The sequence below is a fragment of the Nocardioides carbamazepini genome (genome assembly GCF_024614185.1).
GTDB lineage: Bacteria > Actinomycetota > Actinomycetes > Propionibacteriales > Nocardioidaceae > Nocardioides > Nocardioides carbamazepini.
Genome location: NZ_JAHTLF010000020.1, coordinates 1 through 26,093 on the forward strand (window position 1 = coordinate 1; position 26,093 = coordinate 26,093).

The following is a 26,093-nucleotide window of genomic DNA, read 5'->3' on the forward strand; positions in this document are numbered from 1 at the left end:
CCGAGAGCCCCACGCCATACACCTCTACGGGCTCACCCGCACCAGTGTGTGCCGACGTCGCCGAGCGTCACCGCCGATTCTCATCGCCCGCCACGTTCGACCGAAGGTCGAAGTCAAATACACCTCTTGCATTCTCGGTTCGCCGAATAGAAAGAACAGAGCAGAAATCCGGCCGGAAGTGATCGCCTGACGCGCGCGTGCGCACGTAGGTGACCGTGACGATGAGCCTCCACAAGCTGACGGCGGGGTCGGGGTACGACTACCTGACCCGCCAGGTCGCAGCGATGGACGCCACCGACAAGGGCCACACCGGGCTGGCGAGCTACTACACCGAGAAGGGCGAGACCCCCGGCGTGTGGGTCGGCTCGGGCCTGCAGGGCATCGAGGGACTCGATGCCGGCGACCTCGTCACCGCCGACCACATGCAGAGCCTGTTCGGCTCCGGGCACCACCCGCTGGCCACCCAGCGAACCAAGGAGCTGGACCTACGGATCGGCCGCGACGAGGCCGAGCGGCCGACCGATTCGGACTACAAGACCGCGGTCCGGCTCGGCACCCCGTACAAGGTCTACGACAATGACATCAGCCCGTTCCGGATCGAGGTCGCCAAGCGATTCAGTGAATGGAATGAGGCCGCTGGTCACCCCGGCGACTACCCCGTCCCCGCCGCAGAGCGCGCCAGAATCCGCACCGAGGTGGGCCGTGAGTTCTTCCGCGCCGAGCACGGCCGCGAGCCCCTCGACGCCCGCGAGCTGGCGGCCACGATCGCCAAGCACTCCCGGTCCAAGACCAATGCCGTCGCCGGCTACGACCTGACCTTCTCCCCGGTCAAGAGCGTCTCGGTGCTGTGGGCGATCTCCGACCCGAAGACCGCCGCGGTGATCGAGCGAGCCCACCAGGCGGCGATCAAGGACGCGCTGGGCTTCATCGAGTCCAAGGCACTGTTCACCCGCCGGGGCACCAACGGCGTCCGCCAGGTCGACGTCCGCGGCCTGGTCGCCACGGCGTTCACCCACCGCGACTCCCGCGCCGGAGACCCTGACTTGCATACGCACGTCGCCGTCGCCAACAAAGTCCAGACCCTCGACGGCAAGTGGCTGGCCATCGACGGCCGGCCGCTGCACAAGGCGGTCGTCTCGGCCTCGGAGACCTACAACACCGCGCTCGAGCGGCACCTGGTCGACGCCCTCGGCGTGCGGTTCGAGGAGCGCCCGAACGAGGACGCCCGCAAGCGGCCGGTGCGCGAGATCGTCGGCGTCGACCCCGAGCTGAACCGCCGCTTCTCCAAGCGCCGGATCAACGTCGAGGACCGCCGCAAGGTCCTCGCCGCGGCGTTCCAGGCCACCCACGGCCGCCCGCCGACGCCCATAGAGACCATCCAGCTGTCCCAGCAGGCGACGCTGGAGACCCGCGAGGCCAAGCACGAGCCCCGCTCGCTGGCCGAGCAGCGCGAGACCTGGAACCGCGAGGCGGTCGAGGTGCTGGGCACCCCACAGCGGGTCAAGCAGATGGTCCACGGCGCCCTCAACCCGAAGGGCGCGGCCCGCTCCCTGGCCGACTCGGCCTGGTTCGCCAAGACCACCGACCGGATCGTGGCCACGATGGAAGGCAGCCGGAGCACGTGGCAGTACTGGCACGTCTACGCCGAAGCCCAGAGGCAGGTCCGAGGCGCCAACGTGCCCACCAACCAGATCACCCAGGTCGTCGACCTGCTCGTCAGCGAGGTCCTCGACGGCCGCTCGGTGAGCATGGCCCGCCCGTGGGACACCATCAGCGAACCGTCCGAGCTGCGGCGCGCGGACGGGGCCTCGGTCTACACCCAGAGCGGCGCCGAGCTGTTCACCTCGGGCAAGGTACTCGCCGCCGAGCAGCGCCTGGTCGAGGTCGCCGGCCGCCACGACGGGTACGCCGTCACGACCGACTCGGTCGACCTGGCGCTGCTCGAGTCGACCGCCAACGGCATCACCCTCAACGCCGGACAGGCCACGCTGGTCCGCGAGATGGCCACCTCCGGCGCCCGGCTACAGCTGGCGATCGCGCCCGCCGGATCCGGCAAGACCACCGCGATGCGAGCCCTGGCCAGCGCCTGGAGCGACGGCGGCGGCACCATCATCGGCCTCGCTCCCTCGGCGGCGGCCGCGGACGCCCTGCGCTCCCAAATCGACACCCAGACCGACACCCTGGCCAAGCTCACGCACTCCCTCGAGCAGGCCCGGCAGACCGGCGCCGCGATGCCGGACTGGGTCGCCGGCATCGACTCCTCGACGCTCGTCGTGATCGACGAGGCGGGCATGGCCGACACCCTCTCCCTGGACGCCGCGGTCTCCTACATCCTCGAGCGCGGCGGCAGCGTCCGCCTGATCGGCGACGACCAGCAGCTCTCCGCGATCGGCGCCGGCGGCGTGCTGCGCGACATCCGCGCCACCCACGGCGCGCTCCAGCTGACCGAGCTCGTCCGGTTCAAGGACCCCGCCGAGGGCGCCGCCTCGCTGGCCCTGCGCGAGGGCAAGCCCGAGTCGCTCGGCTTCTACCTCGACCGCGACCGCGTCCACGTCGGCGACCTGGCCACCATGACCGAGGACGTCTTCGCCACCTGGCAGGCCGACCGTGCCGCCGGCCTGGACTCGATCATGCTCGCCCCTAACCGCGACCTGGTCAGCGAGCTGAACCAGCAGGCCCGCGCCCACCGGCTCGACGGAATCGACCCGGCCGACGTCGCCAGCAGTGGCCCGGTGCGGCGGCTCGCCGACGGCAACGAGGCCTCGATCGGCGAGCTGATCATCACCCGCGAGAACGACCGCCGGCTGCGTACCTCGGCCACCGACTGGGTGAAGAACGGCGACCGCTGGACCGTCCTGGAGATCCACGACGGCGGCGACCTGACCGTCCAGCACACCCAGCACGGCCGCACCGTGCGGCTGCCCGCTGACTACGTCGCCCGATCCACCGAGCTCGGCTACGCGTGCACCGTGCACACCGCCCAGGGCGTCACCGCCGACACGATGCACGGCCTGGCCACCGGCAGCGAGTCGCGCCAGCAGCTCTACACGATGATGACCCGCGGCGCGCACGCGAACCACGTCTACCTCGAGGTCGTCGGCGACGGCGACCCGCACTCGGTGATCCACCCGACGCTGGTCCGGCCGCTCACGCCCACCGACATCCTCGAGTCGATGCTGGCGCGCGACAACACGCAGCGGTCCGCGACCAGCCTGCTGCGCGAGCAGGCCGATCCGGCCACCCGGCTCGGCGAGGCCGCACAGCGCTACCTCGACAGCCTCTACGTCGCCGCGGAGGACCTCCTGGGCCATGACCACGTCGGCCAGGACGCCAACGGCGCCCCGATCAACGTGGTCAGCGCCCTGGACAACGCGGTCGAAACGCTCGTCCCCGGGCTCTCGGAGGAGGCCGCCTGGCCAACCTTGCGTGCCCATCTGCTGCTGCTCGGCGCGGCCGGCGAGAACCCCGTCGACGCGCTCCGGGCGGCCGCCGGCGACCGGGAGCTAGAGACCGCGCACGACCGCGCCGCGGTCCTCGACTGGCGCCTGGACGCCTCCGGCCTGCGCAACGCCGGCGCAGGGCCGCTGCCGTGGATGCCCGCGGTCCCGGCCCGCCTGGTTGAGGACCCGCACTGGGGCGCCTACCTTTCCCAGCGCGCTCACCTGGTCGAGCAGCTCGCCGACCAGGTCCGAACGCGGGCGACCGACCAGGCAGCACTGCCGGCGTGGGCACAGAACGGCCTCCGGCCCGAGGCCGCCACGGTCGCCAACGTCGAGGTCTGGCGGGCCGCCATGCAGGTCCCGGTCGACGACCGGCGACCGACCGGTGCACCGCAGCTGCAGAAGGCCTCCGCGACCTGGCAGCGACGGCTCAACCGCGCCGTCACCGGCGACCACACGCCGGCGCTCAAGGAATGGCGCCAGCTGCTCTACTCGCTGGCCCCGCAGGTCCGCGACGACGAGTTCACCCCGCTGCTCGCCGAGCGGCTGGCCGCGATGTCCCGCGCGGGCGTCACCGCCCACGAGCTGCTGCGCACCGCCACTGCGGCCGATCACCCGGCCGGGCCGCTGCCCGATGAGCACGCCGCGGCGGCCGTGTGGTGGCGCATGGCCCGTCAGCTCACCCCGGCCGTTGCCTCCCAGATCGGCGACGGTTCCCACGGTGAGAGCGTCACCACCGAGTGGACTCCGCGGCTCGCGGATCTGCTCGGTCCCGAGCGCGCCGCGAGCATCCAGGCGAGCACCTGGTGGCCCGCGCTCGTCGCGAACGTGGACCACGGCGTGCAGCGCGGCTGGCAGGTCGAGGCTCTGCTGGGTGCCGGGCGGGCGATGCCGAGCGACGGCTGGGAGGGCGTCGACGAGTGCCAGGCGCTGGTCTGGCGGACCTCGATCGCGCTGGAGACCGCCCCCGACGAGCACGCGCACGAGTACCACTTCGACGAGCCGCCCGCAGACCTGTGGGACGGAATCGAGCCCGACCCGGCGACGCTCGTCGACCACGCCACCGACCCCGACTGGGCCGACTGGCCGCTCGCCGAGGACCCCGGCCCGAACGACGAGCCCGCGGCCGACGAGCACGTGGTCGACGCCGTCGCCGGCGACATGGTCGACGTCGACGAGGACCAGTTCGTCGAACCCGACCTCACGCTGGCCGCCTACATCCGCGACCTCGGCGGCAGCCGACTGGAGCCCACCGACGCCGACCTCCGGCTCATGTACCAGCGGGCCGAGGAGTGGCAGTCCTCCCCCGTCTCGCGTGAGCGCATGCTCGAGATCAACGACATGGCACAGGCCTTCTTCGAGGCCCGGTTCACCGACTCGTGGGGCCGCGACTACCTCACCGGACGGTTCGGCATCGACCCCGCCGGCGACGAGCGGTTCCGTCCCGGTCAGGCGCCAGCCGGGTGGACCAACCTGGTCGACCACCTGCGCGGCCACGGTGTCAGCGACGCCGAGATGATGGCCACCGGCGTCGCCACCGAGGCCAGCACCGGTCGCCTGATCGACCGGTTCCGCGACCGGGTGATGTTCCCGGTGATCCACCAGGGCGAAGTGCTCGGCTTCGTCGGCCGCCGCCGGCCCGGCCTCACCGACGCCGACAAGGACGGCCCGAAGTACCTCAACACAGCCGACACCCCGCTGTTCCACAAGGGCGCCCAGCTATTCGGTGTCGTCGACGAACTGCTCGCCGAGGGTGCGGTCCCAGTGATCGTCGAGGGCCCGACGGACGCCATAGCGGTCACGCTAGCCAGCGCCGGCCTCTACCTCGGCGTAGCGCCGCTCGGCACGTCGCTGACCGATGAGCAGGCCGCCCAGCTGGCTGCCGTCGGCCGCGACCCGATCGTGGCCACCGACGCCGACCTCGCTGGCCAGGTCGCGGCCGAGCGGGACTTCTGGATGCTCACCCCGCACGGCCTCGACCCCGGCTTCGCGCGGTTCCCCGACGGCCTCGACCCCGCCGACCTGCTCGCCCAGCGCGGGCCCGCCGCGCTCACTGCCGCGGTGGCCAGCGGCCAGCCCGCCTTCCGCTCGCTCGGTGACCAATTGCTCACCGAGCGGCTGGACAACCTCGCCCCGGAGCAGGCACATCTGGCCGCCATGCGGGTCATCTCGGCACGTCCCAGCCGCGCCTGGGAGCCGGGCATCAACCAGGTCCGGGCCCGGCTGCAGCTCTCCCAGTTGCAGGCACGACGCGACCTGCGCGACGCGATCAAGACCTGGGATGCCGACCCGCGGAAGGCGGCACTGGCCGAACTCCACAAGAGCAGCGAGGTTCGCGCACGGCTCTCGACCGCGGCCGAGAAGACCCCCGCCGAGCGGTGGGCCACCTTGGCTCGCGACCTCGACCCGCGGCTGCTCGAGCAGGGCGACTGGCCGGCCACCGCCGCGATGCTGCAGCAGGCCCACGAGCAGGGTCACGACGTCGGCGCCGCCACGCGCGGCCTGGTCGCTGAGAAGCCCCTGGGCGACAGCCCTGCCCGTGACCTGCGCTACCGGATCGTGTCCCGCCTCGAGATCCCGATCGACACCGGCGAAGGCACCCCGGCGCCGACCCAGTCGCCGGGCGTGGCACGAGATCGGCAGGACGTGAACCGTCCGCGGCCGCCCCGCCGCGGTACCCCACGCCGCTGACCCGCTCCGGAAGCCCGCAGGCTGGCGTCACGGTAAGACCAGCTGCACGATCCTGTGGTCGCGGTGACAGCGGCCTCCGCAGCCGGTCTCGTCGATCAACGTCTTGGCCTCCAACGCACTATCAGCCGTCTGGTGCAGGGACACGGCTCCGTGCCGGTACCTGACAGGCCCAGAAGATCTGCACGCCACCAACGCGATAGCTCCTTCGCCGGAGACCCACGGAGCGTCGTTCCAGATGCACTTCGCCATCGTCAGAAAGGTCCTGTGCTTACGTGAGCAATTGTGCTGCCGCCAAACTGGTCCCAGATCGGTTGGAGTCACGATCGTCATCCTCACGCAGCGAAGAAGCCAGGGTCTACCCAGGCCGCAGCCGACCGGATGGACTACGTCGGCTGCCAGCCGCTGAACGGGCCAACGAGGTCGGCCCGGCTGCTACCAGAGGTGTTTCGCCGCCGCGTTCGAGAAGTCACCCAGCTCGACGGCGCATGGCTGCGAGCCGCGCCTGCGGCTCGGGGTGGGTTGCGAACCACCGCCGCTCCAGCCGCGACCACGCGGGGCCGCCGTCGGGCGTCGGCCACGCCAGGCTTTTCTCGTAGAACCGCATCAACTCCGCGGCCGCGTCCAGGTCGCGAGTCAGGTCGATGGCGAAGAGATCGGCGGCAGCCTCCTCGCGCCGGTCGACGGTGTAGCGGAGACCGAGAAACGCCACGGCCGCACTCATCGTGGCCAGCAACGAGGGGCCGGCCAGCTGGGGCGAGGCCACAAGAGCAGCTGCAGTGAGACCAGCGCCTGCCAACACGAGGAGTAGGTAACCGACCAGCCACGAGTACCGCGCCGCCGCCGAACTGCGCTCGCGGCGGATGACGTGGCCGAGCTCGTGGGCGGCCAGGCTCTGCACCGCGCCGACGCTGAGGCCGGTGAGCGCGGCCCGCGCGAACACCACGGTGGGGGGACGACCAGCCCGGAAGCGGGTCACCGCGAGACCACCATCGCCCGCGGTCGCATCGGCTTCCCCGGCGACCGGGGCGCCCACGATCGCAACGACGTCGGTTGCCGGAGGCGGGACGTTCGCGACTGCGGCGCCCGCGGCCATCGCCGCGGCGGCCCGCTGCTGCAGCATGACTTCGACCGGGCTGGTTTGCCCGCTGGTGCGCCAGCTGACCGACCAGGCGAGAAGGACCTTGGCAAGCGCCACGATCAACAGAACGGCTCCGCCGAGGTAGGCGATAGCCACCACGATGAGGAGCGCTGAGGTCAGCTGATCCGGCATCAGTTCTACGCCTGGGTGGTCGACGAGGCGAGAACGCTCAGAATGGCTCTCCCACAACGAAGCGGTGTGTGACTACCCGCTGGCAGGGGTTTCCGTTCTCTCAGCGGCGTACTGACGCCGTCTTGAGCCCGTCGTGCCCACTTCATGGCGATGCAGTGGGCGCGAGCTCCACGTCTGGGGTCGCCGACGTCGACGGGATTGCGCGGTCCTCGGCCGCTCGGCCGCGGGCGGCTGTCGCAGGCTCCTCGAGGTCCTCGGTCGCCCCGACCATCTGACGCTGCTTCTCTGTGCTCGGTACGCCGTAGCGGCGATCGGCCATGGCCTCGACCTGTGCAACGGCGTTCCACACGTCCTCACCCGAGCCGTGGGAGTAACAGGCGTTGACGTGTTCGCGCGCGTGGCCGAGCTCCTTCTTGCTCGAGCGCGGGTGCTCGCCGAGAGCCTTGAGGGCGCGCTGGGCTCGGCGGATGGCCTCGGAGCGCTCCTTCATCTGCATCGTTGTCTCTGTCATTCCCTCGGTCCCTTCTCGGTGCGGGTGCGCGGCTGAGCGCCGCCCGTCTCGTCGTCGTGGATCTCGCCGGTGTCGAGGTCGACGAGGCCGAGCCGCGGTGGACCGTCCGGCGACTTTTCGTGTGCCCGCCGGTTGACGGGCAGAGCGTCGATGTCGTGGGCGAACGTGTTCTCGCGGCGCTGGCGGCTGGCGTCGGCCAGGTGCTCACTGTGGCGCGGCTTGGCCGGCCAGCTCTTGTGCTCGTCGTCGCAGTGGGTGCGCAGCCTGTTGCGCATCCGGTCCGTGAACGCCGGCAGGCAGTAGCGGTGCCACTCCTCGAGCGCGTCGCTGGTCATCGCCAGGCCGGCCCGCCGGCGCTGGTCGGCCAGGACGGCGATCTCGTGGACCAGGTGCGGGTGCAGAGGCCAGCAGCTGGGGATGAGCCCGGAGACGTCCCAGGTGTACTCGCGGTTGAGCCAGATCACGACGTCCTCGAGCCACTCCCACAGGTCGTGACGCAGCTCGGGGTCCAGGCAGGTCGCCGGCTCCCAGGGCCGCGACAACAGCGCGTGGTTGCCGAGGGCCTTCTTCTCCTCCTCGGTGCCGTTGATGGCGATGTGGAGCTCGCGGTAGGCGAGCCGGACATGATTCCCGGGGACAGGGAACGGGAAGACCATCAGCGCGGGTGCCGCCCGGCCGGTCTGCTGCTCGGTGGTCACAGTTCACTCCTTGCGTGGTCGGTCTCGTCGTCGACGAAGCCGAGACGGCGTGCCTCGACGAGCGCGGCGGTGGCACGAGCTTCGGGGGTGATGACCATGCGCCGGTCGTTGGTGAGGCGCTCGCGCAGCGCCCGCTGGTCGGCCAGCAGTCGTTCGCCGGCCTTGCCTTCGACGCAGCGGTGCAGCTTGGCGATGATCGGCTTGCCGTTCTCGGCGACCACCAGGGCCTGGCGTTCGGGCAGCTGCCGGACTTCCTCGGGCCGCATGATCGGGATGTCGTCGCCGGAGAAGCTGCGCCCACCGCCGCTGGCTCCGCCCGAGGAATGGGTGACCCGGCCGATGCGGACCGTTCCGAGGAGGTCGGAGATCTCCTGGTTGAAGGCGACGTCCTTGGAGCCGCCGAACATCACCAGGGCGTTGGTGAGGCCGAGCAGTGCCCGGGCCTCGTGCTCGCCGAAGATGCTGGTCAGCTGGGGCCGAGTCTGAGCGGCCCAAATGAACGACAGCCCCAGGGCGCGCTCGTTGGCCATCCGGGTGCGCAGGGTCGGCAACGGGGCGGTCGAGGGCAGCTCGTCGAGCACCGAGACCAGGGGCGGGCACAGCCGGCCGCCCCACGGCGAGCTGTTGGCCAGCAGCAGGCCGGTGTCCAAGACGTGCTCGGCCACGGCGGTCATCAGCGGGCTGGCCGAGGCGTAGGGGTCTTCACGGCCCAGGAGGTAGATGGTGCCGCGTCGACGGATCACGTCGGCCAGGTCGGTGGCGGGACGTCCGGGGCTGGGTATGCAGCGGCGTCGGATGTCGGCCTGGAAGAACAGCGACACCGCCTGCTGGACCGTGGTGACGGTGTTGCCGGCGGTGCGGTCGTCACCGTTCAGCGCACCGTGCAGCAGGCCGTGCCAGAACGGCTCGGCGTGCGGGTGCCGCCGCAGGATCTCCATCGGCTGGGTGGCTGCGCTGGGGTTGGCGACCCACTGCAGCACGTCCTCGAGCGTCCTACCGGTCAGCGCCGCGGCGTGGAAGTAGCCCTGCAGCACCTTCGCGGACTCGGCGGCGTAGAACCGCGCCGCATCATCGCCGGTGCCGCCGGTGATCGCGCCCTTGACGGTGCCGGCGGTGAAAGCCTTGGCGCGCCGCTCGGCCACCTTGGGGTCCACGCAGCCGGCGATCGGGTCCCAGATCAGCTCGTCGACGACGCCCTCGGCCAGGCCGAAGGGGTCGAGCACCACGCAAGGGCGGTCGTCGCGGGAGCGTTCGGTGAGGCTGAGCAGCAGGTCCTCGACCTTCGTCAGTGTCACCAGAGCAGCGCCCGGTGCGCCGAGCAGCGCGGGGGTGAGCAGGTCGAGGGTCTTGCCGGATCCCTGCGGACCGATTACGCCGGCGGTGCGGTCCCACGGCACCCACAGCTCGCCGCCTCGCGGCTCGTGGGCGTCACCGATGCGCCAGCCGACGTCCCAGGGGTCGAACCTCAGCTTCATCGCGCCACCTCGGGGACGGTGTCCCCGCACAGGGCGAGGCATCGACGGCAGATCACCGCACTTCCGCGGCGTTCTTCTGCTCGGCGACCGAGGAGCAGGAAAGAGGCGTCGGACAGCAGGTCGCGCGCCTCGCAGAGGAGTTCCACCTGGCCGGCAGCCACGTAGTGGCGCTCGACGAGGACCGGCCAGTGTCCGCGGCGGCGACAGCTGTTGCCGCCCAGGCGCCGGCCGCGAGTGCGAAGTGTCGGGTTGCCGTGCAGTGGGGTCTCGTTGCTCATCGGTCTTCCTTCGTTCGCCGGCGGTGCAGGAGCCACAGGCTGAGGCCGTGGCCCAGATGCGGGCCGGGTTGTTCGGTGAGGTCGCCGGCGGTGCGCTGGACCGGTGCTGGTGTCGCGGCGGCGTGCTTGCCGTAGAGGTCCGGGCGGACGATGCCGGCGACCTTGCGGAGCCGGGTGACGCCGAGCAGCTTCTCGGCCTCGGCTGCGGTCGCCATGCCGCGCATGCGGCCCGGGCCCCAGCGCTGGTAGGCCCACGCGCCGAGCCAGATGGTCGCGGTGAGCAGCGCGATCTCGACCAGGGCGAGGCTGACCCAGACCAGGCCGCTACCGGCCAGACCGTCGGGAGTGGGGCTGGGCAGCCCGGCGTCGGCGTGTCCGCCGAGGACGCCGGGAAGGCTGGTCCAGAAGGCGGTGCCGATGGGTGAGGGGAACGCGCCGGCGTTGGCGTCGGGCCATGTCCATCCGGCGCCGGCGAGCAGATTGGCGACTGATCGGCCGAGCTGGATGCCGATGACACTGACGAACAGGGTCGCCAAGGCCACCGCTACGGGGATCTCCCAGGTCCACGGGTAGGGGTCTCGTCGTCGCTCACGCTGCATCGGTCTGGCCACCTCCAGGCGGTCGTGGGTCGTTGGGCCTTGCTGGTCACCTATGTGCCGTCAGGGCTCCGGTGCGATCACACGGCGCTACTCGTGGGTGATGCGTTCTCTGCGAGCCAGGTCGAGGGGTCGACGTTGTCGGGGCCGTAGATGGAGCCGTTCTTGAGGTGGACCTCGAAGTGGAGGTGGCAGCCGGAGACGTTGCCCTCCTTGCCGACCTGGCCGAGCGGCTCGCCGGCGGCGACGGTCTGGCCGCGGCTGACGCTGACGGTTTGCATGTGGGCGTACCACGTTGTCAGGGACCCGGCGCCTGTGGTGACCTTGACCAGCTGTGGCCCGGCCCAGGAACGCTGGGTGGTGTCGATCTCGATGGTGCCGGCGTGGGCGGCGTAGACGGTGGTTCCGCAGGGTGCGGAGAAGTCGGTGCCGGTGTGCCACTTGGACCAGTACGCGCCGGTCTCGTGCCAGTTGTGGTTGTCGGTTCCGACGTATTGCGCGGGTACCGGATAGACGACCTCGTCGCAGGAGGCGCCCTCGAGGCCGACCGGCTGGACGGAGGCGCCGGGCTTGACGTTGATGTGGACATGGTCGAGGTGGTTCTCGGTAGCGCTCCCCCGGTCCTCCATCGGCCGCCAGCCCTCGCCTGCGCGGGCGACCGACCAGATCCGCTGGTACCAGATGATGTAGTCGATGCCGAACTTCTGGGCATTGGCCTTGGCGTAGGCGGCGAGACGGTCGCCCTGCGCGCGGCCCGCCGCGGTGAGCGGCACCATGAAGTCGGCCGCGAGCCCGGCCGGGTGGCCGTTGGGGTCGGTGGCGCTCTCGCGGTAGCCGCCGACGGTCTTGATGTCGAACATGGGGCCGAGGATGTTGACCAGCTGGGTCAGCTGCGGCTTGACCGGGCCGAGGTTGTACTTGGCCTCCGCGGTGCCGGAGTCGACTGCGCACCCGGCGCTGCTGCCGGCGGTGGTGGCGGTCACCAGCGGGTGGTCGGCGATCTTGCTGGCCTGGGTGCTGGTGTCGACCGCGGCGCTGGCCCAGGTGAGGTTCGCGCCGTAGACGTGGTCGATCGGCGCGTCCTGCTTGGGCTTCTTGCAGGGCTCGGCAGAGCCGCCGAAGGCGTTGTTCAGCTCAGGGGTCAGTGCGCAGTGCGAGGCGTTGCTGCCGTCCTTTCCGTCGTTGAAGTCGCCCAGGATCACCGCAGGGGTGCCGGTGCCTGCGAGCTCGGTCATCGTGGCCAGCTGGCGGCGCAGCGCCTCCTGGCGGTGCCGGGCGGCGTTTCCTTGAGTGTTGGCCGGGTTGTGGATGCTCCAGACCCAGATCACCTGCCCGGTGGTCGTCGAGGTCAGCTGCACCAGGGGCATGCCGACGTCCTTGCCGCCGAAGTACGGGATGTCGACGAGGCGGCCGTCGGTCTGCTCCCACTCGTTGCGGTCCCAGATCACCCGGTTCTGTGCCTTCCCGCTGGCCGGGTACATCCCCCACTTGGCCGCGTACTGGTTCTCCAGCGCCTGGGCCTGCGGGCCATGCACCTCCTGGAGGCCGGTGATCGTGACGCCGGCGTTCTCGATCGTGCGCATGGCGCCGGGCAGGCGCTTGTCCCAGGTGTCGTACCCGGGCCGCTCCCCCGGCTTGTCGGTGTGGCCGGCGCCGAGCAGGTTGAGGGTGCCGACGGTGATGGGGTTGACGGTCTCGCCCTGGCAGTTGGCGACGTTCGTGGTGGAGCCGTCGTCGGGCAGGTCCGGCAGGTCGCCGCCGAGCAGATCGGTGATGTCGCCGGCGACGTCCTCCCAATGGGCGTAGGCGTCGGGGTAGCCCGAGCGCTGTACTGCCTGCGCGGCCTGGGTGAGCGGCATGTTCTGCCAGCCGGGGATGTCGAGGAGCCCGGGGTTGCCGGTGTGCTGGGCCTGGCCGAAGAACGCGCGGGCCGCGAGGACGGGGTTGGTGATCTCGGCCCGGCTTCCCCAGCCGGCCGAGGGGCGCTGCTGGAACAGGCCGCCGGAGTCGCGGTCACCTCCGGTGAGGTTGACCAGCTTGGACTCCTGGATCGCGGCGGCGATCGCGATCTGCAGCCCGTAGCGGGGCACCTGGAGGTCGCGGGCGACCTGGGCGATGGTGATCGCGTTGCGGGCCTGCTCTGCGGTCATGGTCGGGTAGTTGGACGCGAACCGCAGGCGCATCAGCTGGGCGAGCACGTCGCCGGTCGGCGGCTCGGCGGACGTCCGGGCGGTGGTCGCCGCGGGCACGATCCCGTCGGTCGTGGTGGTGGTCTCGGGCGCGCTCTCCGGGCCGGCGCCGTTCATCGCGATGCGAGCCGAGAGCCAGTGGTGGTCCGACACCATCGTGCCGTCCCAGCCCTGCTCGAGGCGGGCGCCCTGGTGGTGCGGGAAGAAGATGAAGTCGACTCCGTGGTTGTGCCATCCGTAGCCGGCGGCCTTCATCTTCGCGGCCGCCGTCCAGGGGATGTCGGTGTAGGAGGCTTGGGTGTTCATGTCGCCGCCGATCAGCACCGGACCGTGGGCGGTCAGTGAGTTGCGCAGCTGCAGCAGGATGTCCATTCCGGCGCCGTACTGCTGGGGCCGGGTCAGCGGCGGGTTGCCGTGCTGCTTCGGCCAACGGTGCGGGTTGGTCATGTGGTGGGTGGAGACCACCGAGACCACGGAGCCGTCGGCGCGGCGCAGCATCACCCATGTCGCGAAGCGGTCCCACGTGACCGGACGCCCGTCGTAGAAGGTCGTGTCGTCGTCGACGAGTTGGACCCGGCCGCCGTTGACCTTCGTCCAGGTCGAGCTCTTCCAGAGCACGACGTTGCCCATGGCCTGCTCGGCGCCGGTGCCGGTGCCGGCCGGGGCTGCCACCCGGAAGGCTGAGTAGCCCGGCGTGGCGGCTTCGATCTGTTCCAGGCTCCAGCCGCTGGCCTCGTTGAGGGTGACGAACTCGGGGTTCTGGGACAGGACCTTGGGCATGGAGGCCCGGAACCCGTCGAGGCCGGAGCGGCGCGGGATGTTGGCCTGCGCCATGGTGATCTTGCCGTTGACCGGGCCGCCCACCGGGCCGTCGATGGCTCCGAGGTCACCGAGCTCGGTAGGTACGGTGCCTTGGCTGCTCTGGGTGCGGCACTCGGCGGCCGCGGTGGTCGTCATCACCACCATCAGCGTCACGAGGAATGGCAGTCCCATGAAGATGATCAGGACGGGCAGTCCCGCGAGCAGCAGCTTCTTCATGACAGGTCAGTCCCGAGGTCGCGCGCGCTCAGGCGGCGGACTCGATGGCCTCGTTGGTGTAGTAGAGCTTCTTCTCCAGCGGGTGGAGCACCGTCTGGACCTTGTAGGTGGCGTCGCCGATGCACCACAGGGCGCGGCCCTTGTCCTGCATGGCCCACCCGGAGACGAGGTCTTGGGCGATCGGGCCGAGCCCGAGCATGGAGTCGAGCTCGCGGGCGACACGGGGCTTCTGGGCACCGAGGATCTTGATGTCGGCCAGCTCGAGGAGGTCCTTGGCGATCATCGCGGCCTGGGAGTCGGCGTCGCCGACCGAGAGCAGGTCGGAGGGCTTGTGGAGGTTGCAGAACTGGATGTCGCCGCCCTTGCCGGCCATGCCGCGTGAGAGCCGCAGGTCGGCGTCGAAGCTCGCCACTGCGGCGGTTCCGAGGCGCATCTGCTTCCAGACCTCGTCGCGCACCACGATGCGCAGGTCGCCTGGCTCGGCGATCTCGCGCAGACCACGCCCCCAGGAGTTCATGCACAGCAGCGCGATGCCCACGGCCTCATCGCCCAGGCCGTCGAGCCGGGAGAGGCTGAACGACTGGATCGGGGCCCGCCAGTCGACCTCGATGTTGGTGAAGTCGTCGAAGAGGCCGGCGAGGGTGCCGGTGACCAGCTCGCCGAGCGCGTTGCGCAGCAGCCGGGTCTGGTCGAGGAACTGGCGGGTGTTCGCGTATTCGCAGGCCCGGACGAGCTCCTCGGTGGGGTTGCGCAGCAGGTCCCACAGCCGCGGGATGGTCGTCTCCTGCAGGACGCTGTTGCCGGCGGCGTAGCCGGTGAGGATCGCCAGCGCGTTGCGCACGACGTCGCTCTCGTCGGGGCCGAACGGCACCCGGCGCTCGTCGTCGATCTTCATGCTGCCGACCAGGCCTCGGACCAGGACGAGCCACCGCTTGAAGATGATCGTGGCGCGGCGCTGCGCCTCCTCGGCCGAGAGCTTCTCCGACCCGTCGCCGAGCGGCCCCATGGACAGTGGGTTGACCCGGGCCCAGAAGCCGGGGGCGATGACGAAGGGTTCGACACCGAGCGCGCGGCACAGCGACTCGTACTCGTCCTTGACGTCGCCAGTGACCAGGGTGCGGTAGCCGAACGGCATCATCCGGGTGCAGAACGCCTTGGTGGTGCCGGACTTGCCACTTCCCGGCTTGGCGAACTGGAAGATGTTGGGGTTGGTCGCAGGTACGTCGTCGCGCAGCACCCAACCGAACGGGTCGCAGTAGAAGCTGCCGCCGGAGAGCTGGTCGACGCCCATCTGGGCGCCCGTCGGGGGCAGGGCGGGAGCGGAGACGAAGGGCCAGAACACCGGGGCCTGGTCGCTGGTCATCCGCCAGGCCATCGCCGGGGCGGTGGCGGCGGCCCAGCCTCGGCCGCGGCGGGTGGCACCGCGGCGCGGCGCGTAGCGGAAGAGCCGGGGCTCCTTGGCCTCCGGGGCGAGCGTGGGGATCGTGGGCAGGTCGTGCCCGAAGTCGGAGAGCAGGGCTGCCATGTCGCGGCCGCCACGGCGGTTCCGGCGGGTGGTGGTCATCAGGCGTCTCCGCTCCGGGTCAGGCTCGTGCCGAGGGGGATGGTGGACGCGGCGAACCCGACGTCCTGGGCGAGGTCGAGGCGCAGCGGGGCGAACCCGGCGCGTCGGACCGAGGCGTCCAGGCGGCGGCCGAACTCGGTGATCCGCATCGACTTGGGGACGGTGACCGTGCACACGCCGTAGGGCCGGGTCAGCGAGTTGCCGCGGGCCAGCTTGGCGTCCAGGCCGCGGGCCTTGTGGGCTTCGTCGCGCTGCTTGGCGCGGGTCTTGCGGCCGAGCTTCTCGTTCATCCCCTCGGCCAGGTCGGCGGCCCACTCGGCGTTGCCGGACTGCCGGTCGGCCTTGGTCTGGGAAACGATCGGGTACGCGACGACGAACGATCGCCGCTCACCGAACTCGCTGGGGGTGAGGATCGGTGCCAGGGCACCCATCGCGACGCCGCGGGTCGGCAGCTTGATGGTGGCGCTGACCGAGTTCCAGGCGTCGTGGCTGTAGTGCCGCACCGTGGCGTCGGCACCCGAGGGGCCGGCCATCGCCCACGGGACGTCGGCGTTGACGCTTGGGTCCTTCTCCCGCAGCGAGAGGGCCTCGACGATGCCGGCGCGGTCGCCGGGGGCGAATCCGGTCCGGCAGGCCAGCGCGAGCTCGGGGCTGGTGAGCCAGCGCACCGTCGTCATCCCCATCGGGCCGCGCAGCTGGGCCTCGATCTCGGCCATGAGCAGGTAGAGCTCGCGGCAGCGGCCCTCGAAGCCGCCCCCGGACTCTTTGGCCGACCTCGCGATCCGGGTCTCCGGGATCACGATCGTCACGAACTGCTCGGTGCGCACCGATGCCTGGGTGAGGCCGTGGGCCAGGTCGCTGTTGACGACCTCCGACAGCTCCGGGGCGTTGGGGCGGCGGTGGCGGTTGACCCACAGGTCGCGCTCGGCGCCGTCCTCGGGGACGGTGCGCACCATGAAGAGGATCTCGTCGAGCTTCTCTGTGCGACCGGCGACGTCGAGCAGCCCGGCCAGGGCCTCGCCGTAGCGGGCGCGCTCTTCGGTGTCCTTCATGCCGATGCCGGGGTGCACGATCGAGGCCGTGACCGCCCAGGTCTTCATGGCGTGGTCCTCGATGATCGCTACGCGCTGCAGCTGCGAGCCGTGCGGCGGGCCGTCGTGGATCTGGACGCCCTGGAGGACCCCGGGCAGGTCCGGGGTGTCGAGGTCGTCGCCGCGGCCTTGGGTGGCCTTGGCGCGGAACGAGGTCCAGCCGAACAGGCCGCCGACGGCGTACATCGTCGAGGCGAACACCCAGCCGGTGGCCGAGCGGCCGCGCACCGGGATCACGGTGATGGCCAGCAGGAACACCCAGACCAGGGCGAACAGAAACGCGGAGAACCACGCTCCGCGGCTGATTGCCCAGAACGCCGGCAGGCTGGCCAGCGTCAGGAACATCAGCTGGCCTCCGGAGAGGCCGAAAAACCAGCCGATGCGGTCGCGCTGGTAGTCGGCGTAGGTGGTCATCGTCGGCTTCCCTTCTGGTCAGTGAGGTCGGTGGGTGTCGATCGGTGCTCGAGGTGGGGCGGTCGCCGCATCGGTTACACCGCCACCGGTGGGATGCCGCCAGCTGCCGCGCCGGCGCCGCCGGCACCTCCTGCTGCTCCCCCGCCGCCGGCGGCCGGGGTCTTGGGAGCGGCGTCAGCTCCTCCGCCGCCCTGGCCGCCTGAACCGCCGCCGGGTCCGCCGCCGGTGGGCAGCGTCGGCGGGGTGGGCGGCGCAGGAGGCGTGGGCGGGGTCGGCATCGACGAGTCCTCGTCGCTCTGGTCGCCGTTCTGCGACCCGGGGTGGGTCCCGCCGCCCTGGCCGCCGCCCTGGCCGCCGGACTGGCCACCGGACTGCCGTCCACCCAGGCCGCTGAAGTCGGGGCCGTAGGTGCTCTGGCCGACACCGGCCTGGTTGGTCTCGTCCGACATCAGCGAGGTCGCCTTCGCGCCGGCGGAGTTGATCCAGCCCATGCCGGTCGACAGGGCCTGGCCGACCGGGCCGAAGCTGCCCAGGGGGCCCTGGGTCGACTTGCTGAACCGGTCGCCGGTCGAGGCTTCGGCGCTCTGCTCGCCTGAGGAGCGGCCGTTGGCGTCGGTGGTCGACGCAGCCGACGAGCCGCCACCTGCGCCGCCGCCGCTGAGCAGGCCCTGGAGGCCGCCCTGGATGGCCATGCCCTGGCGGAACGACGCGCCGCTGGGGGTGCCGGGGTCGACGAAGGCCAGGAGCTTGAACAGGGACAGCGGGGCGACGACGCTGATCAGGATCGTCATCACGGCCGGCAGCGCGGTGCCGAACGCCTTGGCGGTGTCCTCGGCCAGGTGGGCGGCGACTCCGTTGGCGAACTGCACGCCGATGCCCAGCACCATCACCATCAGCACCGGGGTGAACGCCGCGGCGTGGAACCAGCGCAGCGACTTCCAAAACCAGGAGCGGGTGAACTCCGAGACCAGGCCGGCGGCCGCGAGCGGCCCGGTGGCGGTGAGCACCAGCAGGGACGCCGCGCGGGCCAGGTAGACCAGGACGTGCCCGATGGCGGCCAGCCACAGGAAGATCCCGAGGAAGGCAAGAGCGGTGGCCACGCCGGCGTCGGTGATGTCGTCGATGCCGAGTCCGCCGAGCGGGTCCCAGTCGGGCCAGGTCTGCACCTTGAGTAGCGACTTCATCAGCGCCTTGGTCAGCGCCCCGCAGGCAGCGATGATCATGACGCAGTACCCGAACCAGCAGGCGCACACCAAGACGAACTGGCCGGACCCGATGAAGGCCCGAGCGAGGCTCTTGCCCTCGCGCTTGAAGGCCGCGGCGCCGAGCTGGATCATCGCCAAGATGACCACCAGGGCCAGCGCCAGCCACAGGGTGAAGGCGTAGACGTCCTTGCCCGGGCCGTCGGCGCTCAGGTCCGGAGTCAAGAACAGCTCGCTGAACGTGAGCACGATGCGCAGCACGAACAGGCCGGAGTTCCAGATCGCGAGCATGGCCGCGGTCCAGGCGTCGGCTGCGGCCTTGGCGATGACGTCGCCGATGGCCTCGAACGGGTTGGGGATGTCGCCCAGTCCGGGGATGCCGCCGCCGAAGAGGTCACCGACGTTCGGCAGACCGGGGATCCCGGGCAGCCCAGGGACGCCCGGAAGCCCGGGCAGTCCGCCGATGTTGCCGCAGATCGCGTCGAGGATCCCGCAGCCGTCGGGGAGCAGATCTCCCGCGCCGTCGAGCAGGTCGCTGGCACCGTCCTTCACATCGCCGGCGGCGTCCTTGCCGCAATCGATCGGGTCTTTGGCGCAGTCGACGGCGTCGCCGCCGAGGTCGCACAGGGCGTCGGGCCCCGGGCAGCCCATCTTGAGGTTGCGGGCCGGCAAAGTGCCGCTGGTCGCCACCGGGGCAACTGGAGCGAGGTGCGCTGTGCTGGCGGCTGGCTCGCTGGCCGCGGCGGCGGGAGGCTGGAGGGTCGAGGCAGCTCCGAGGATCGTGGTGAGCACCAGGAGCGCCAGGGCGGCGATGCCGAGTCGGCTCGCCCGGCGCACGGCGGTGATGACGGTGTTCACTGGGGAGCTCCGTTGATCCGGATCCAGCCGGCCTTCTCAAACTCGGGGGTGCCGGGCGACACCGCCTGCGGCTGGCCCTCCGAGACCAGGTGCTCGATGTCCGCGTCGCTGCCCTGGACCAGTCGCCAGTCACCGTCCAGCCACCGCATCAGCTGGGTGCCGGCGTAGAGGCTGTCCTTGACCTGGCCGTCGGCGGTGGTGAGGGTGAAGTAGCTGAGCAGGTTCACCGCGTAGTAGCCGGTGTCGAGCTGCTCGAGGGTGTAGGCGACCGGGGTGACGGCGTACGACGCGGGGGCGGGCACGTCGCCCTCCTTCGCGACGCCGGCCTGCTGGCGGCGCAGCGCGATTGCGGCGCGGGAGCGCTCCTCGAAGACGGCCTTGTCCTCGGGGTTGGCGTAGAGGCGGGCGACGGTGACGGCCTGGTCGTAGTCGAACCCGAGCTGTGCCTTGGCCAGCTCGACCTGAAGCGCCACGGCGCCCAGGTCGGTGGCCGGGAATCCTGTCGGGTAGCCGTCGACCTGGTCGTCGCCGGTCGGGATCACGACGCCGTCGGCCGGTGCGGTGTCCGGTGCGACCTGCTCGACCGATGCGTTCTCGACCGTCTGGCTCGAGTTGTCCCCGCCGGTGGTGTCGGGGCCGCCGGAGTCGTCGTCGGCCCGGGTGCGAGCACCGAGCCAGACGACGGTGGCCACCATGCAGGCGATCGCCACCAGGATGCCGATGCGCACCAGGGTGGCCCGTGAGTCGTCGTTGCCGGTCGTCAGGTTCTTCATCAGTGGTCCCCTTCGATGTGGTCAGGGTCAGTGGTGTCGTCGGTCGACCAGGTGCGCCAGCCGGCCTCGTGGGCCAGCTGCGTGCCGGGCCAGGTCGCGGGGGCGGGTGCGGGCGGGGCGCCGGGGGCGACCATCCAGCGGCCGCCGACCCACTGCATGCGCTCGCAGTGAGCGAAGGCGATCTGGCCTTCCTGCTTGTAGGAGGCGGTGACCTTCATCAGCACGCAGACGGTGGTCCAGTCGGGCCCGTCGGTGCCCTTCACGAGCGCGGCGGCCGGCTCAAGGGAGACTGAGGAACTGGGGTCCTTGACCTCGCCCATTCCGGTGCTGGTCAAGAAGGCCTGGACGCTGGCGGTGATCCACCACTCCTCGGCGCGGACCCCGCCGGGCAGGGCCCAGGCGTTGTAGACCTCCGCCGCCGTCGTCAGGCTCATCGACTGAAGGACCGCGAGGTCGATCTGCGCGAGCTGCCCGATCGCGCCCTCGGGGGTGTGCGGGAACCCGGTCATCACGAACGCCGGTCCGTTCACACCGGTGCCAGCCGGGATCTTGATGGCGGGCGCCTTGGCGCTGGTGGTCTCGGCCGGGAAGGCGGCGTTCTCGGGAACGGCCAGCATCGGCTCGGCCGCTACCTGGTCGCGGTGCACGGCACCCTGGGCCACCGTCGAGCGATCGGTCTCGCCTGTGGCGACGTCGGTGTTGGCGCTGGCTTCCTCGCCGATCCCGGCGACGGCCAGGTAGACCGCGTAGCCGAGGCCACCGAGCAGGAGCGCAGCCACGACGGCGGCGGCGACCAGGATTCCGAGCAGGCGGCGCCGGCCCCACTCCGTGGCGCCTTCGGCCTTCTTCGTGGCTGCGCGCCGCATCAGATGCAGCCCTTGCCGAGGATCCCGTTGAGCATGCCGGGCAGGACCAGGTAGGCGATCGCGCAGGCGAACACGACCACCACCGAGATCACCCCGACCTTGGAGGCGTGCGGCAGGGAGAACACGCGGCCGGCGATGATCGCGCCGATGGCGATCACGATGCCGAGGCCGAACAGGACGATGACGCCCCACAGCACGTAGCTGGTGATCTCGTTGGTGGGTCCGACGGCACCCGGCGGCGCCTTCGGGCAGACCTGGGCGGCTATCGGGAGGAGAGCGGTCATGACGTCCATGGGTGGACTTCCTTTCTGGGTTTGCTGACCCGGTGCGGGTCAGGCGCTTTCGCTGGTGTCGGTGGGTAGGTGGGCGGGCTCGAGCAGCTGACGGGCTGCCGAGATGAGGGGGGCCGGGACGGGCCGGGAGTCCAGGCCGTTGACCTCGAGCTCGCGGTCCTCGGGGATCTCCACGCACCGGTCCGCGACCAGGGCGCGGCGTACGGCGGGGCCGCCGGCGTGCTCGAGGCCCCGGGGCCACTTCTTGCGGCGCGGCCCACGCACGGCGAGGGCGATCTGCTCGGGCTGCCAGTGGTTAGCCAGCAGCTCGAGCGCGACCGAGGCGCGGCGCATCCCGGGGACGGTGGCGGTGGTGACCAGGACGATCTGGTCGGCGGTGCGGACGGCCTCGGCGAGCCAGCAGTCGGTGGCCAGCAGCTGACCGGCTTCCCAGCCGACGTCGAGGATCGTCAGCTGGGTCTCGTTCTCCGCGTCGATCGGCAGCGGGATCTCGTCGACGCCGGCGAGGACCTCGCTGGCCCGCTCGAGCAGGACGTGGTCGCGCTTGCCCTGACGCCAGTCGGTCGGGTGAAGGCCGAGCTCGGCGGTACTTGCCGCGGCGAGACCAGAGGCGGTGACCGAGCAGCACTCGATCACCCGGACCGGGGCGGCGGCGGCCAGGCCGGCTGCCAGGGCGAGGGTGCTGGCTCCCACCGACCCGGCGCATCCGAACACGGCGATGGTGTGCTCCCCCGCGGCTGGCGACCAGTCGCCCGCGGCGGCGGTGCCGCGGCCGCGGGGTCCCTTGCCGGTGCCGGCGCCGGCGCCGGCGCGGAACTCGCCGGCGTTCACGGCGTCCCAGGCTCGCTTGAGCTCGTCGACGCCGACCGGGCGGCTCGAGGTCTGGGTGCTCACTTGGCCTCCCCGATACCGCCGCGGCGGAACTCGAGCGCGGCACGGACCTCAGCCGGTGTCAGGCCTGCCAGCTCTGCCTTGGCGGCCTGGACTTCGTGCAGTTGGGCGACGCAGCCGGTGAGCTGCTCGATCGCCTCGATCTCGCGGCCGGCGATCGCGAACAGCTCGGCGATCTTCTCCGGCGTCCGGCACTCGCCGTCGTCCTGGGTGTTTGTCATGGGCTTCACCACCTCCAGTCGCCTATGTGTCGTGGGGCGGTGGGAGCGATCACGGTTGCGGTCATTCGTCATGGCCGAACTTCCTCGGGACGGCCGCGGCGAGGGCGCGCATGCTGCGCGAGCCGTGGCGACGGACGGTTGCCTCGGACACCCCGACCCGCGGCGCGACCCGGCTGGACACCTCGTTGCTGAGCAGGCCGCCGTAGCCGCGAGCGAGGTTGCGGGTCTCGACTCGGTCGGCTTCGTCGACCAGGCACAGCAGCAGGTAGCGGTCGGCCGGGCTGATGACCTGGTTGTCGCAGGCCCACGCGAGCAGCTCGAGCAGCTCCTCGGTGGCCGACGGCTCGTCCTGCTCTGGGCCGGCGTCGGCGAGGATCTCGGGTCGGTGGAACAGTGCGCCGGCAACGCGCTCGGTCGGCATGGCGGCGGCGCTCCACGCGCCGGCGTCGCGGTCGGCCAGGTCGCCGGACGAGAAGGACTCCACGAGGGTGGTGTTCGCCCAGGTGCGGTCGGAACGGGAGACGTAGAAGAAGTCGCCGACCTCGCGGAGAACGCCGACGCGGGTGTTGATCAGGATGTTCGCGGCGACCTTGCGCAGCCGGCGCCACTTGAAGGTCCGGACCTCGATCCACAGCTGGGAGGCCACGAGCTCGTCGATCCGATCGACGGCCGACCAGGAGCCGGCGGCGACGGGTTGGCTGTCGCGGAAAACCTCGCGGGGAGGGAGGGTGCTCAGCCAGCCCGCGAGCCGGCACGCGCCAGGCAGCAGGCACTTGGCGAGCGCGGCCGCGGCGGCGATGTCGTCGCCGCCATCGGGAGCCGCCAGCATGGCCAGCGCCAGGAGGACCTCGTCAGAGGCTGCGCTGTCCACCGAGGGCAACCAGGCCCGCAGGTCGTCGAACTCTTCGACGACTCCCAGCCGCGGATCCGCGGCCACCCAGGCCGTCCACTTCTGGCGGGCCTGGTCGAGCAGTTCGCTGTTGTCGTCGAGGCCGAGCTGGTCTCCCACACTCATCGCACTCGCTCCTTTCGTCCGTGTCTGTGCACGGCAGAAAGGTCGCGAGCGGGCGTCCCCGCATCCGTCCCCCCAAGCCCCTGATTTGGAGGGGGGACGCAGAGGGGGACGCGCGTTTGCGCAGGTCAGAGGGCGTCCCCCCGAAAGTCGAAGAAGTTTTCGGCCCACCCCTTGCGCGGCCTCGCCCGAGTCGAGATGCAGCCAACATTGAACAAACGCAAAGTTGTTCAAAGAGCACCTGACCAGTCGTGAATCACCGATCAGTGTCAGCGCCTTTTTGCGCGCGAAAGACTCAGAGACGAGGTCAGCGCGTGGCTATGCCAGTCACGTGAATGTGCGCATGACTTCGCGATCGTCAAACACTCGCCTCGCTGGGAAGCAGCGCGGGTCGGGTTGATACCGAGACGGGAAGTCAGTCGAGTTGACGGTTCAGCTGGGTGATGAACTCATCAGCCATGCCGAGCTGGCGCTCGAGCTTCGTGCGGCGCTCGCCGGCGTCGGCGAGTAGCTCGACCAGGCGTTCGCGAGCTGCGGGATGCCGGTCGGTGGCGGCCGGGTCGGCCAGGACCTCGAGGTCGCGCATCGCGGCGCTCATCTGGTCGAGGGTGAATCCCAGTGGCTTCATCCGTCGAATCACGAGGATCTTCTCGACGTCGGCCTCGGTGTAGAGGCGGAAGCCTCCCTCGGTGCGTCCCGAAGGACGGAGCAACCCCACGTCATCCCAGTGCCGCAGGCTCCGCAGCGACAACTCGGTGCGAGCCGCGACCTCACCGATATGCATAACCGACGGCTCGGTCGCAGGGTCGGTCGTGGCGGTCGGCTCGCGGGTCACGGGGGCTCTCTCACATCGCTGGATTTCAACCCTAACGTTACGTGAGGTTAGGATCAGGTCAGACTTCCGCCGGCGACGACGCCGGCACGCGCACCCATGGTGCGCACCCCTTCCACCCAGCGCCAAGTCGTCCGGCCTGTCCTCACGCAGTGACGAGCCCGACCGCCTGCCACGAACGGAGCCCGACCGTGAGCACCACCCTGTCCCACGCACCCGAACCCACGGTGCGCGCTGCCCTGCGCTCGCCGAAGCTGCTGCGCACCGAGGTGCTCGCCGGCCTGGTCGTCGCCCTGGCATTGATCCCGGAGGCGATCTCGTTCTCAATCATCGCCGGCGTCGACCCGCGCGTTGGTCTGTTCGCCTCCTTCACGATGGCGGTCGCGATCTCGTTCCTCGGCGGTCGGCCCGCGATGATCTCCGCCGCAACCGGCGCCATCGCTTTGGTGATCGCACCGGTGATGCACGACTACGGCTACGACTACCTGATCGCCACCGTGCTGCTAGGTGGTCTGATCCAGGTCGCGCTCGCCCTGGCTGGTGTCGCCAAGCTGATGCGGTTCATCCCGCGCTCGGTCATGGTCGGCTTCGTCAACGCGCTGGCGATCCTCATCTTCGAGGCCCAGATCGACCACATGCGCGACGTCCCCTGGGCGGTCTACCCGATGATCGCCGTCGGCCTGGCCGTCATCGTCGGCTTCCCCCGCGTCAACAAGATCATCCCCGCCCCGCTCGTCGCCATCGTCGCGCTCACTGCCTTCACGATCATCGCCGCGATCAACGTCCCCGACGTCGGCGACGAAGGAGACCTCCCCGACAGCCTCCCCACCTGGTTCTTCCCCGACGTCCCGTGGAACCTCGACACCCTCGAGATCATCGCGCCCTACGCGCTGGCGATGGCCTTGGTCGGCATCCTCGAGTCGCTGCTGACCGCCAAGCTCGTCGACGACATCACCGACACCCATTCCGACAAGACCCGCGAGGCTTGGGGGCAGGGCACCGCCAACCTCATCACCGGGTTCTTCGGCGGCATGGGTGGCTGCGCGATGATCGGCCAGACGATGATCAACGTGAAGGCCTCGGGCGCCCGGACCCGCCTGTCCACGTTCCTCGCCGGCGTCTTCCTGCTCATCCTCGTCGTCGGGTTCGGTGACGTAGTCGCGCTGATCCCGATGGCCGCCCTGGTCGCGGTCATGATCATGGTCTCGGTCGGCACCTTCGACTGGCACTCCATCCAGCCCACGACGCTTCGCCGGATGCCCAAGTCCGAGACCACCGTCATGCTCGCCACCGTCGTGGTCACGGTGCTGAGCCACAACCTCGCCATCGGCGTCGTCGTCGGCGTCCTGGTCGCCATGACCCTTTTCGCACGCCGGGTCGCCCACCTCACCGAGACCAACCGCGAGCTCGTCGAAGACGCACACGGGGCCCTCGCGGTCTACCGCGTCACCGGCGAGCTGTTCTTCGCCTCCAGCAACGACCTCTACACCCAGTTCGAGTACGTCGACGACCCCGACCGCGTCGTCATCGACCTCAGCGACTCCCACATCTGGGACGCCTCCACCGTCGCAGCGCTGGACGCGATCACCACCAAGTACCAGCGCAAGGGCAAGACGGTCGAGATCACCGGACTCAACGAGGCCAGTGCAGAGCGTCACGGCCGACTCACCGGCGAACTGCCCTCTCACTGAGCAGACAGCGCGCAGCCCCACGCGACAGGGCCGGGCCGCGTAGCTGGCACTTTGCGCGCGCGACTCAGAATGACGCCGTTGTGCAATGCCTGCCGCGTACGCCCGCGCAATCTTGGCTGCATCTCGACACTCGCTGATCGAGATGCGGGGACCTTTTCGAGCTCGCCGCATCTTGCTTTCAACACTGAACTGCTAGAGA

Annotated in this window: 19 protein-coding genes; 2 read left to right on the forward strand and 17 right to left on the reverse strand. The window is 70.6% G+C overall.

Annotated features, from left to right (window positions below):
* The first annotated feature begins 221 nt into the window (after window positions 1-221).
* Window positions 222-6,131, forward strand: a complete 5,910-nt coding sequence (mobF, locus tag KVF89_RS23870) for a MobF family relaxase (RefSeq protein WP_257429223.1) — start codon at window positions 222-224, stop codon at window positions 6,129-6,131.
* Between the two features lie 466 nt (window positions 6,132-6,597).
* Here mobF and KVF89_RS23875 read toward each other — a convergent pair whose 3' ends face one another.
* The 17 genes from KVF89_RS23875 to KVF89_RS30490 form a co-directional block, all read right to left on the reverse strand.
* A complete protein-coding gene (locus tag KVF89_RS23875) occupies window positions 6,598-7,401 on the reverse strand; it encodes a M48 family metalloprotease (RefSeq protein ID WP_257429224.1) in 804 nt (267 codons plus the stop codon).
* Window positions 7,402-7,543: 142 nt separating this feature from the next.
* The gene (locus KVF89_RS23880; protein WP_257429225.1) at window positions 7,544-7,912 is read right to left on the reverse strand and encodes a hypothetical protein; all 369 of its coding nucleotides are present in this window, start codon (window positions 7,910-7,912) and stop codon (window positions 7,544-7,546) included.
* Window positions 7,909-8,610 carry a hypothetical protein gene (locus KVF89_RS23885; RefSeq protein WP_257429227.1) on the reverse strand — a complete coding sequence of 234 codons (702 nt, stop codon included), beginning with the start codon at window positions 8,608-8,610 and terminating at the stop codon, window positions 7,909-7,911. Before KVF89_RS23885 ends, KVF89_RS23880 begins: the two co-directional genes overlap by 4 nt.
* Entirely contained in the window at window positions 8,607-10,085 is a 1,479-nt protein-coding gene (locus tag KVF89_RS23890) for a type IV secretory system conjugative DNA transfer family protein (protein WP_257429229.1), read from the reverse strand. The genes KVF89_RS23885 and KVF89_RS23890 overlap by 4 nt, the downstream gene beginning before the upstream one ends.
* Window positions 10,082-10,363, reverse strand: coding sequence for a hypothetical protein (locus KVF89_RS23895; RefSeq protein WP_257429231.1), 282 nt, complete (start codon window positions 10,361-10,363; stop codon window positions 10,082-10,084). The genes KVF89_RS23890 and KVF89_RS23895 overlap by 4 nt, the downstream gene beginning before the upstream one ends.
* On the reverse strand, window positions 10,360-10,962 hold the full coding sequence (locus KVF89_RS23900) for a hypothetical protein (RefSeq protein ID WP_257429233.1): 603 nt from the start codon (window positions 10,960-10,962) through the stop codon (window positions 10,360-10,362). Before KVF89_RS23900 ends, KVF89_RS23895 begins: the two co-directional genes overlap by 4 nt.
* Before the next feature lie 77 nt (window positions 10,963-11,039).
* Entirely contained in the window at window positions 11,040-14,186 is a 3,147-nt protein-coding gene (locus tag KVF89_RS23905; RefSeq protein WP_257429234.1) for a VldE C-terminal domain-containing protein, read from the reverse strand.
* Between the two features lie 28 nt (window positions 14,187-14,214).
* Window positions 14,215-15,750 (reverse strand): putative type IV secretion/conjugal transfer ATPase, encoded by a 1,536-nt coding sequence (locus KVF89_RS23910; protein ID WP_257429236.1) that lies wholly within the window; start codon window positions 15,748-15,750, stop codon window positions 14,215-14,217.
* Window positions 15,750-17,255 carry an SCO6880 family protein gene (locus tag KVF89_RS23915; RefSeq protein ID WP_257429238.1) on the reverse strand — a complete coding sequence of 502 codons (1,506 nt, stop codon included), beginning with the start codon at window positions 17,253-17,255 and terminating at the stop codon, window positions 15,750-15,752. The genes KVF89_RS23910 and KVF89_RS23915 overlap by 1 nt, the downstream gene beginning before the upstream one ends.
* Before the next feature lie 74 nt (window positions 17,256-17,329).
* Window positions 17,330-19,315 carry a type IV secretion system protein gene (locus KVF89_RS23920; protein WP_257429240.1) on the reverse strand — a complete coding sequence of 662 codons (1,986 nt, stop codon included), beginning with the start codon at window positions 19,313-19,315 and terminating at the stop codon, window positions 17,330-17,332.
* Window positions 19,312-20,088, reverse strand: coding sequence for a hypothetical protein (locus KVF89_RS23925; RefSeq protein WP_257429241.1), 777 nt, complete (start codon window positions 20,086-20,088; stop codon window positions 19,312-19,314). Before KVF89_RS23925 ends, KVF89_RS23920 begins: the two co-directional genes overlap by 4 nt.
* The gene (locus tag KVF89_RS23930) at window positions 20,088-20,954 is read right to left on the reverse strand and encodes a hypothetical protein (RefSeq protein WP_257429243.1); all 867 of its coding nucleotides are present in this window, start codon (window positions 20,952-20,954) and stop codon (window positions 20,088-20,090) included. Before KVF89_RS23930 ends, KVF89_RS23925 begins: the two co-directional genes overlap by 1 nt.
* Window positions 20,954-21,247 carry a hypothetical protein gene (locus tag KVF89_RS23935; RefSeq protein ID WP_257429245.1) on the reverse strand — a complete coding sequence of 98 codons (294 nt, stop codon included), beginning with the start codon at window positions 21,245-21,247 and terminating at the stop codon, window positions 20,954-20,956. The genes KVF89_RS23930 and KVF89_RS23935 overlap by 1 nt, the downstream gene beginning before the upstream one ends.
* A gap of 39 nt (window positions 21,248-21,286) precedes the next feature.
* On the reverse strand, window positions 21,287-22,141 hold the full coding sequence (locus tag KVF89_RS23940) for a hypothetical protein (protein WP_257429246.1): 855 nt from the start codon (window positions 22,139-22,141) through the stop codon (window positions 21,287-21,289).
* A complete protein-coding gene (locus KVF89_RS23945) occupies window positions 22,138-22,359 on the reverse strand; it encodes a hypothetical protein (RefSeq protein ID WP_257429248.1) in 222 nt (73 codons plus the stop codon). Before KVF89_RS23945 ends, KVF89_RS23940 begins: the two co-directional genes overlap by 4 nt.
* 61 nt (window positions 22,360-22,420) lie before the next feature.
* A complete protein-coding gene (locus KVF89_RS23950; protein WP_257429249.1) occupies window positions 22,421-23,374 on the reverse strand; it encodes a hypothetical protein in 954 nt (317 codons plus the stop codon).
* A 412-nt stretch (window positions 23,375-23,786) separates the two neighbouring features.
* Window positions 23,787-24,206 (reverse strand): MerR family transcriptional regulator, encoded by a 420-nt coding sequence (locus KVF89_RS30490; RefSeq protein ID WP_257429250.1) that lies wholly within the window; start codon window positions 24,204-24,206, stop codon window positions 23,787-23,789.
* Between the two features lie 188 nt (window positions 24,207-24,394).
* Here KVF89_RS30490 and KVF89_RS23960 point away from each other — a divergent pair, with 188 nt between their 5' ends.
* Complete coding sequence (locus KVF89_RS23960; protein WP_257429252.1) at window positions 24,395-25,894, forward strand: SulP family inorganic anion transporter; 1,500 nt, start codon at window positions 24,395-24,397, stop codon at window positions 25,892-25,894.
* Window positions 25,895-26,093 lie beyond the last annotated feature (199 nt).

Excerpts from the sequence above, each read along its gene's own strand:
- mobF (WP_257429223.1), top strand. The coding sequence starts at position 222 with ATGAGCCTCCACAAGCTGACGGCGGGGTCGGGGTACGACTACCTGACC.
- KVF89_RS23875 (WP_257429224.1), bottom strand. The coding sequence starts at position 7,401 with ATGCCGGATCAGCTGACCTCAGCGCTCCTCATCGTGGTGGCTATCGCC.
- KVF89_RS23880 (WP_257429225.1), bottom strand. The coding sequence starts at position 7,912 with ATGACAGAGACAACGATGCAGATGAAGGAGCGCTCCGAGGCCATCCGC.
- KVF89_RS23890 (WP_257429229.1), bottom strand. The coding sequence starts at position 10,085 with ATGAAGCTGAGGTTCGACCCCTGGGACGTCGGCTGGCGCATCGGTGAC.
- KVF89_RS23895 (WP_257429231.1), bottom strand. The coding sequence starts at position 10,363 with ATGAGCAACGAGACCCCACTGCACGGCAACCCGACACTTCGCACTCGC.
- KVF89_RS23900 (WP_257429233.1), bottom strand. The coding sequence starts at position 10,962 with ATGCAGCGTGAGCGACGACGAGACCCCTACCCGTGGACCTGGGAGATC.
- KVF89_RS23905 (WP_257429234.1), bottom strand. The coding sequence starts at position 14,186 with ATGAAGAAGCTGCTGCTCGCGGGACTGCCCGTCCTGATCATCTTCATG.
- KVF89_RS23910 (WP_257429236.1), bottom strand. The coding sequence starts at position 15,750 with ATGACCACCACCCGCCGGAACCGCCGTGGCGGCCGCGACATGGCAGCC.
- KVF89_RS23915 (WP_257429238.1), bottom strand. The coding sequence starts at position 17,255 with ATGACCACCTACGCCGACTACCAGCGCGACCGCATCGGCTGGTTTTTC.
- KVF89_RS23925 (WP_257429241.1), bottom strand. The coding sequence starts at position 20,088 with ATGAAGAACCTGACGACCGGCAACGACGACTCACGGGCCACCCTGGTG.
- KVF89_RS23930 (WP_257429243.1), bottom strand. The coding sequence starts at position 20,954 with ATGCGGCGCGCAGCCACGAAGAAGGCCGAAGGCGCCACGGAGTGGGGC.
- KVF89_RS23935 (WP_257429245.1), bottom strand. The coding sequence starts at position 21,247 with ATGGACGTCATGACCGCTCTCCTCCCGATAGCCGCCCAGGTCTGCCCG.
- KVF89_RS23945 (WP_257429248.1), bottom strand. The coding sequence starts at position 22,359 with ATGACAAACACCCAGGACGACGGCGAGTGCCGGACGCCGGAGAAGATC.
- KVF89_RS23950 (WP_257429249.1), bottom strand. The coding sequence starts at position 23,374 with ATGAGTGTGGGAGACCAGCTCGGCCTCGACGACAACAGCGAACTGCTC.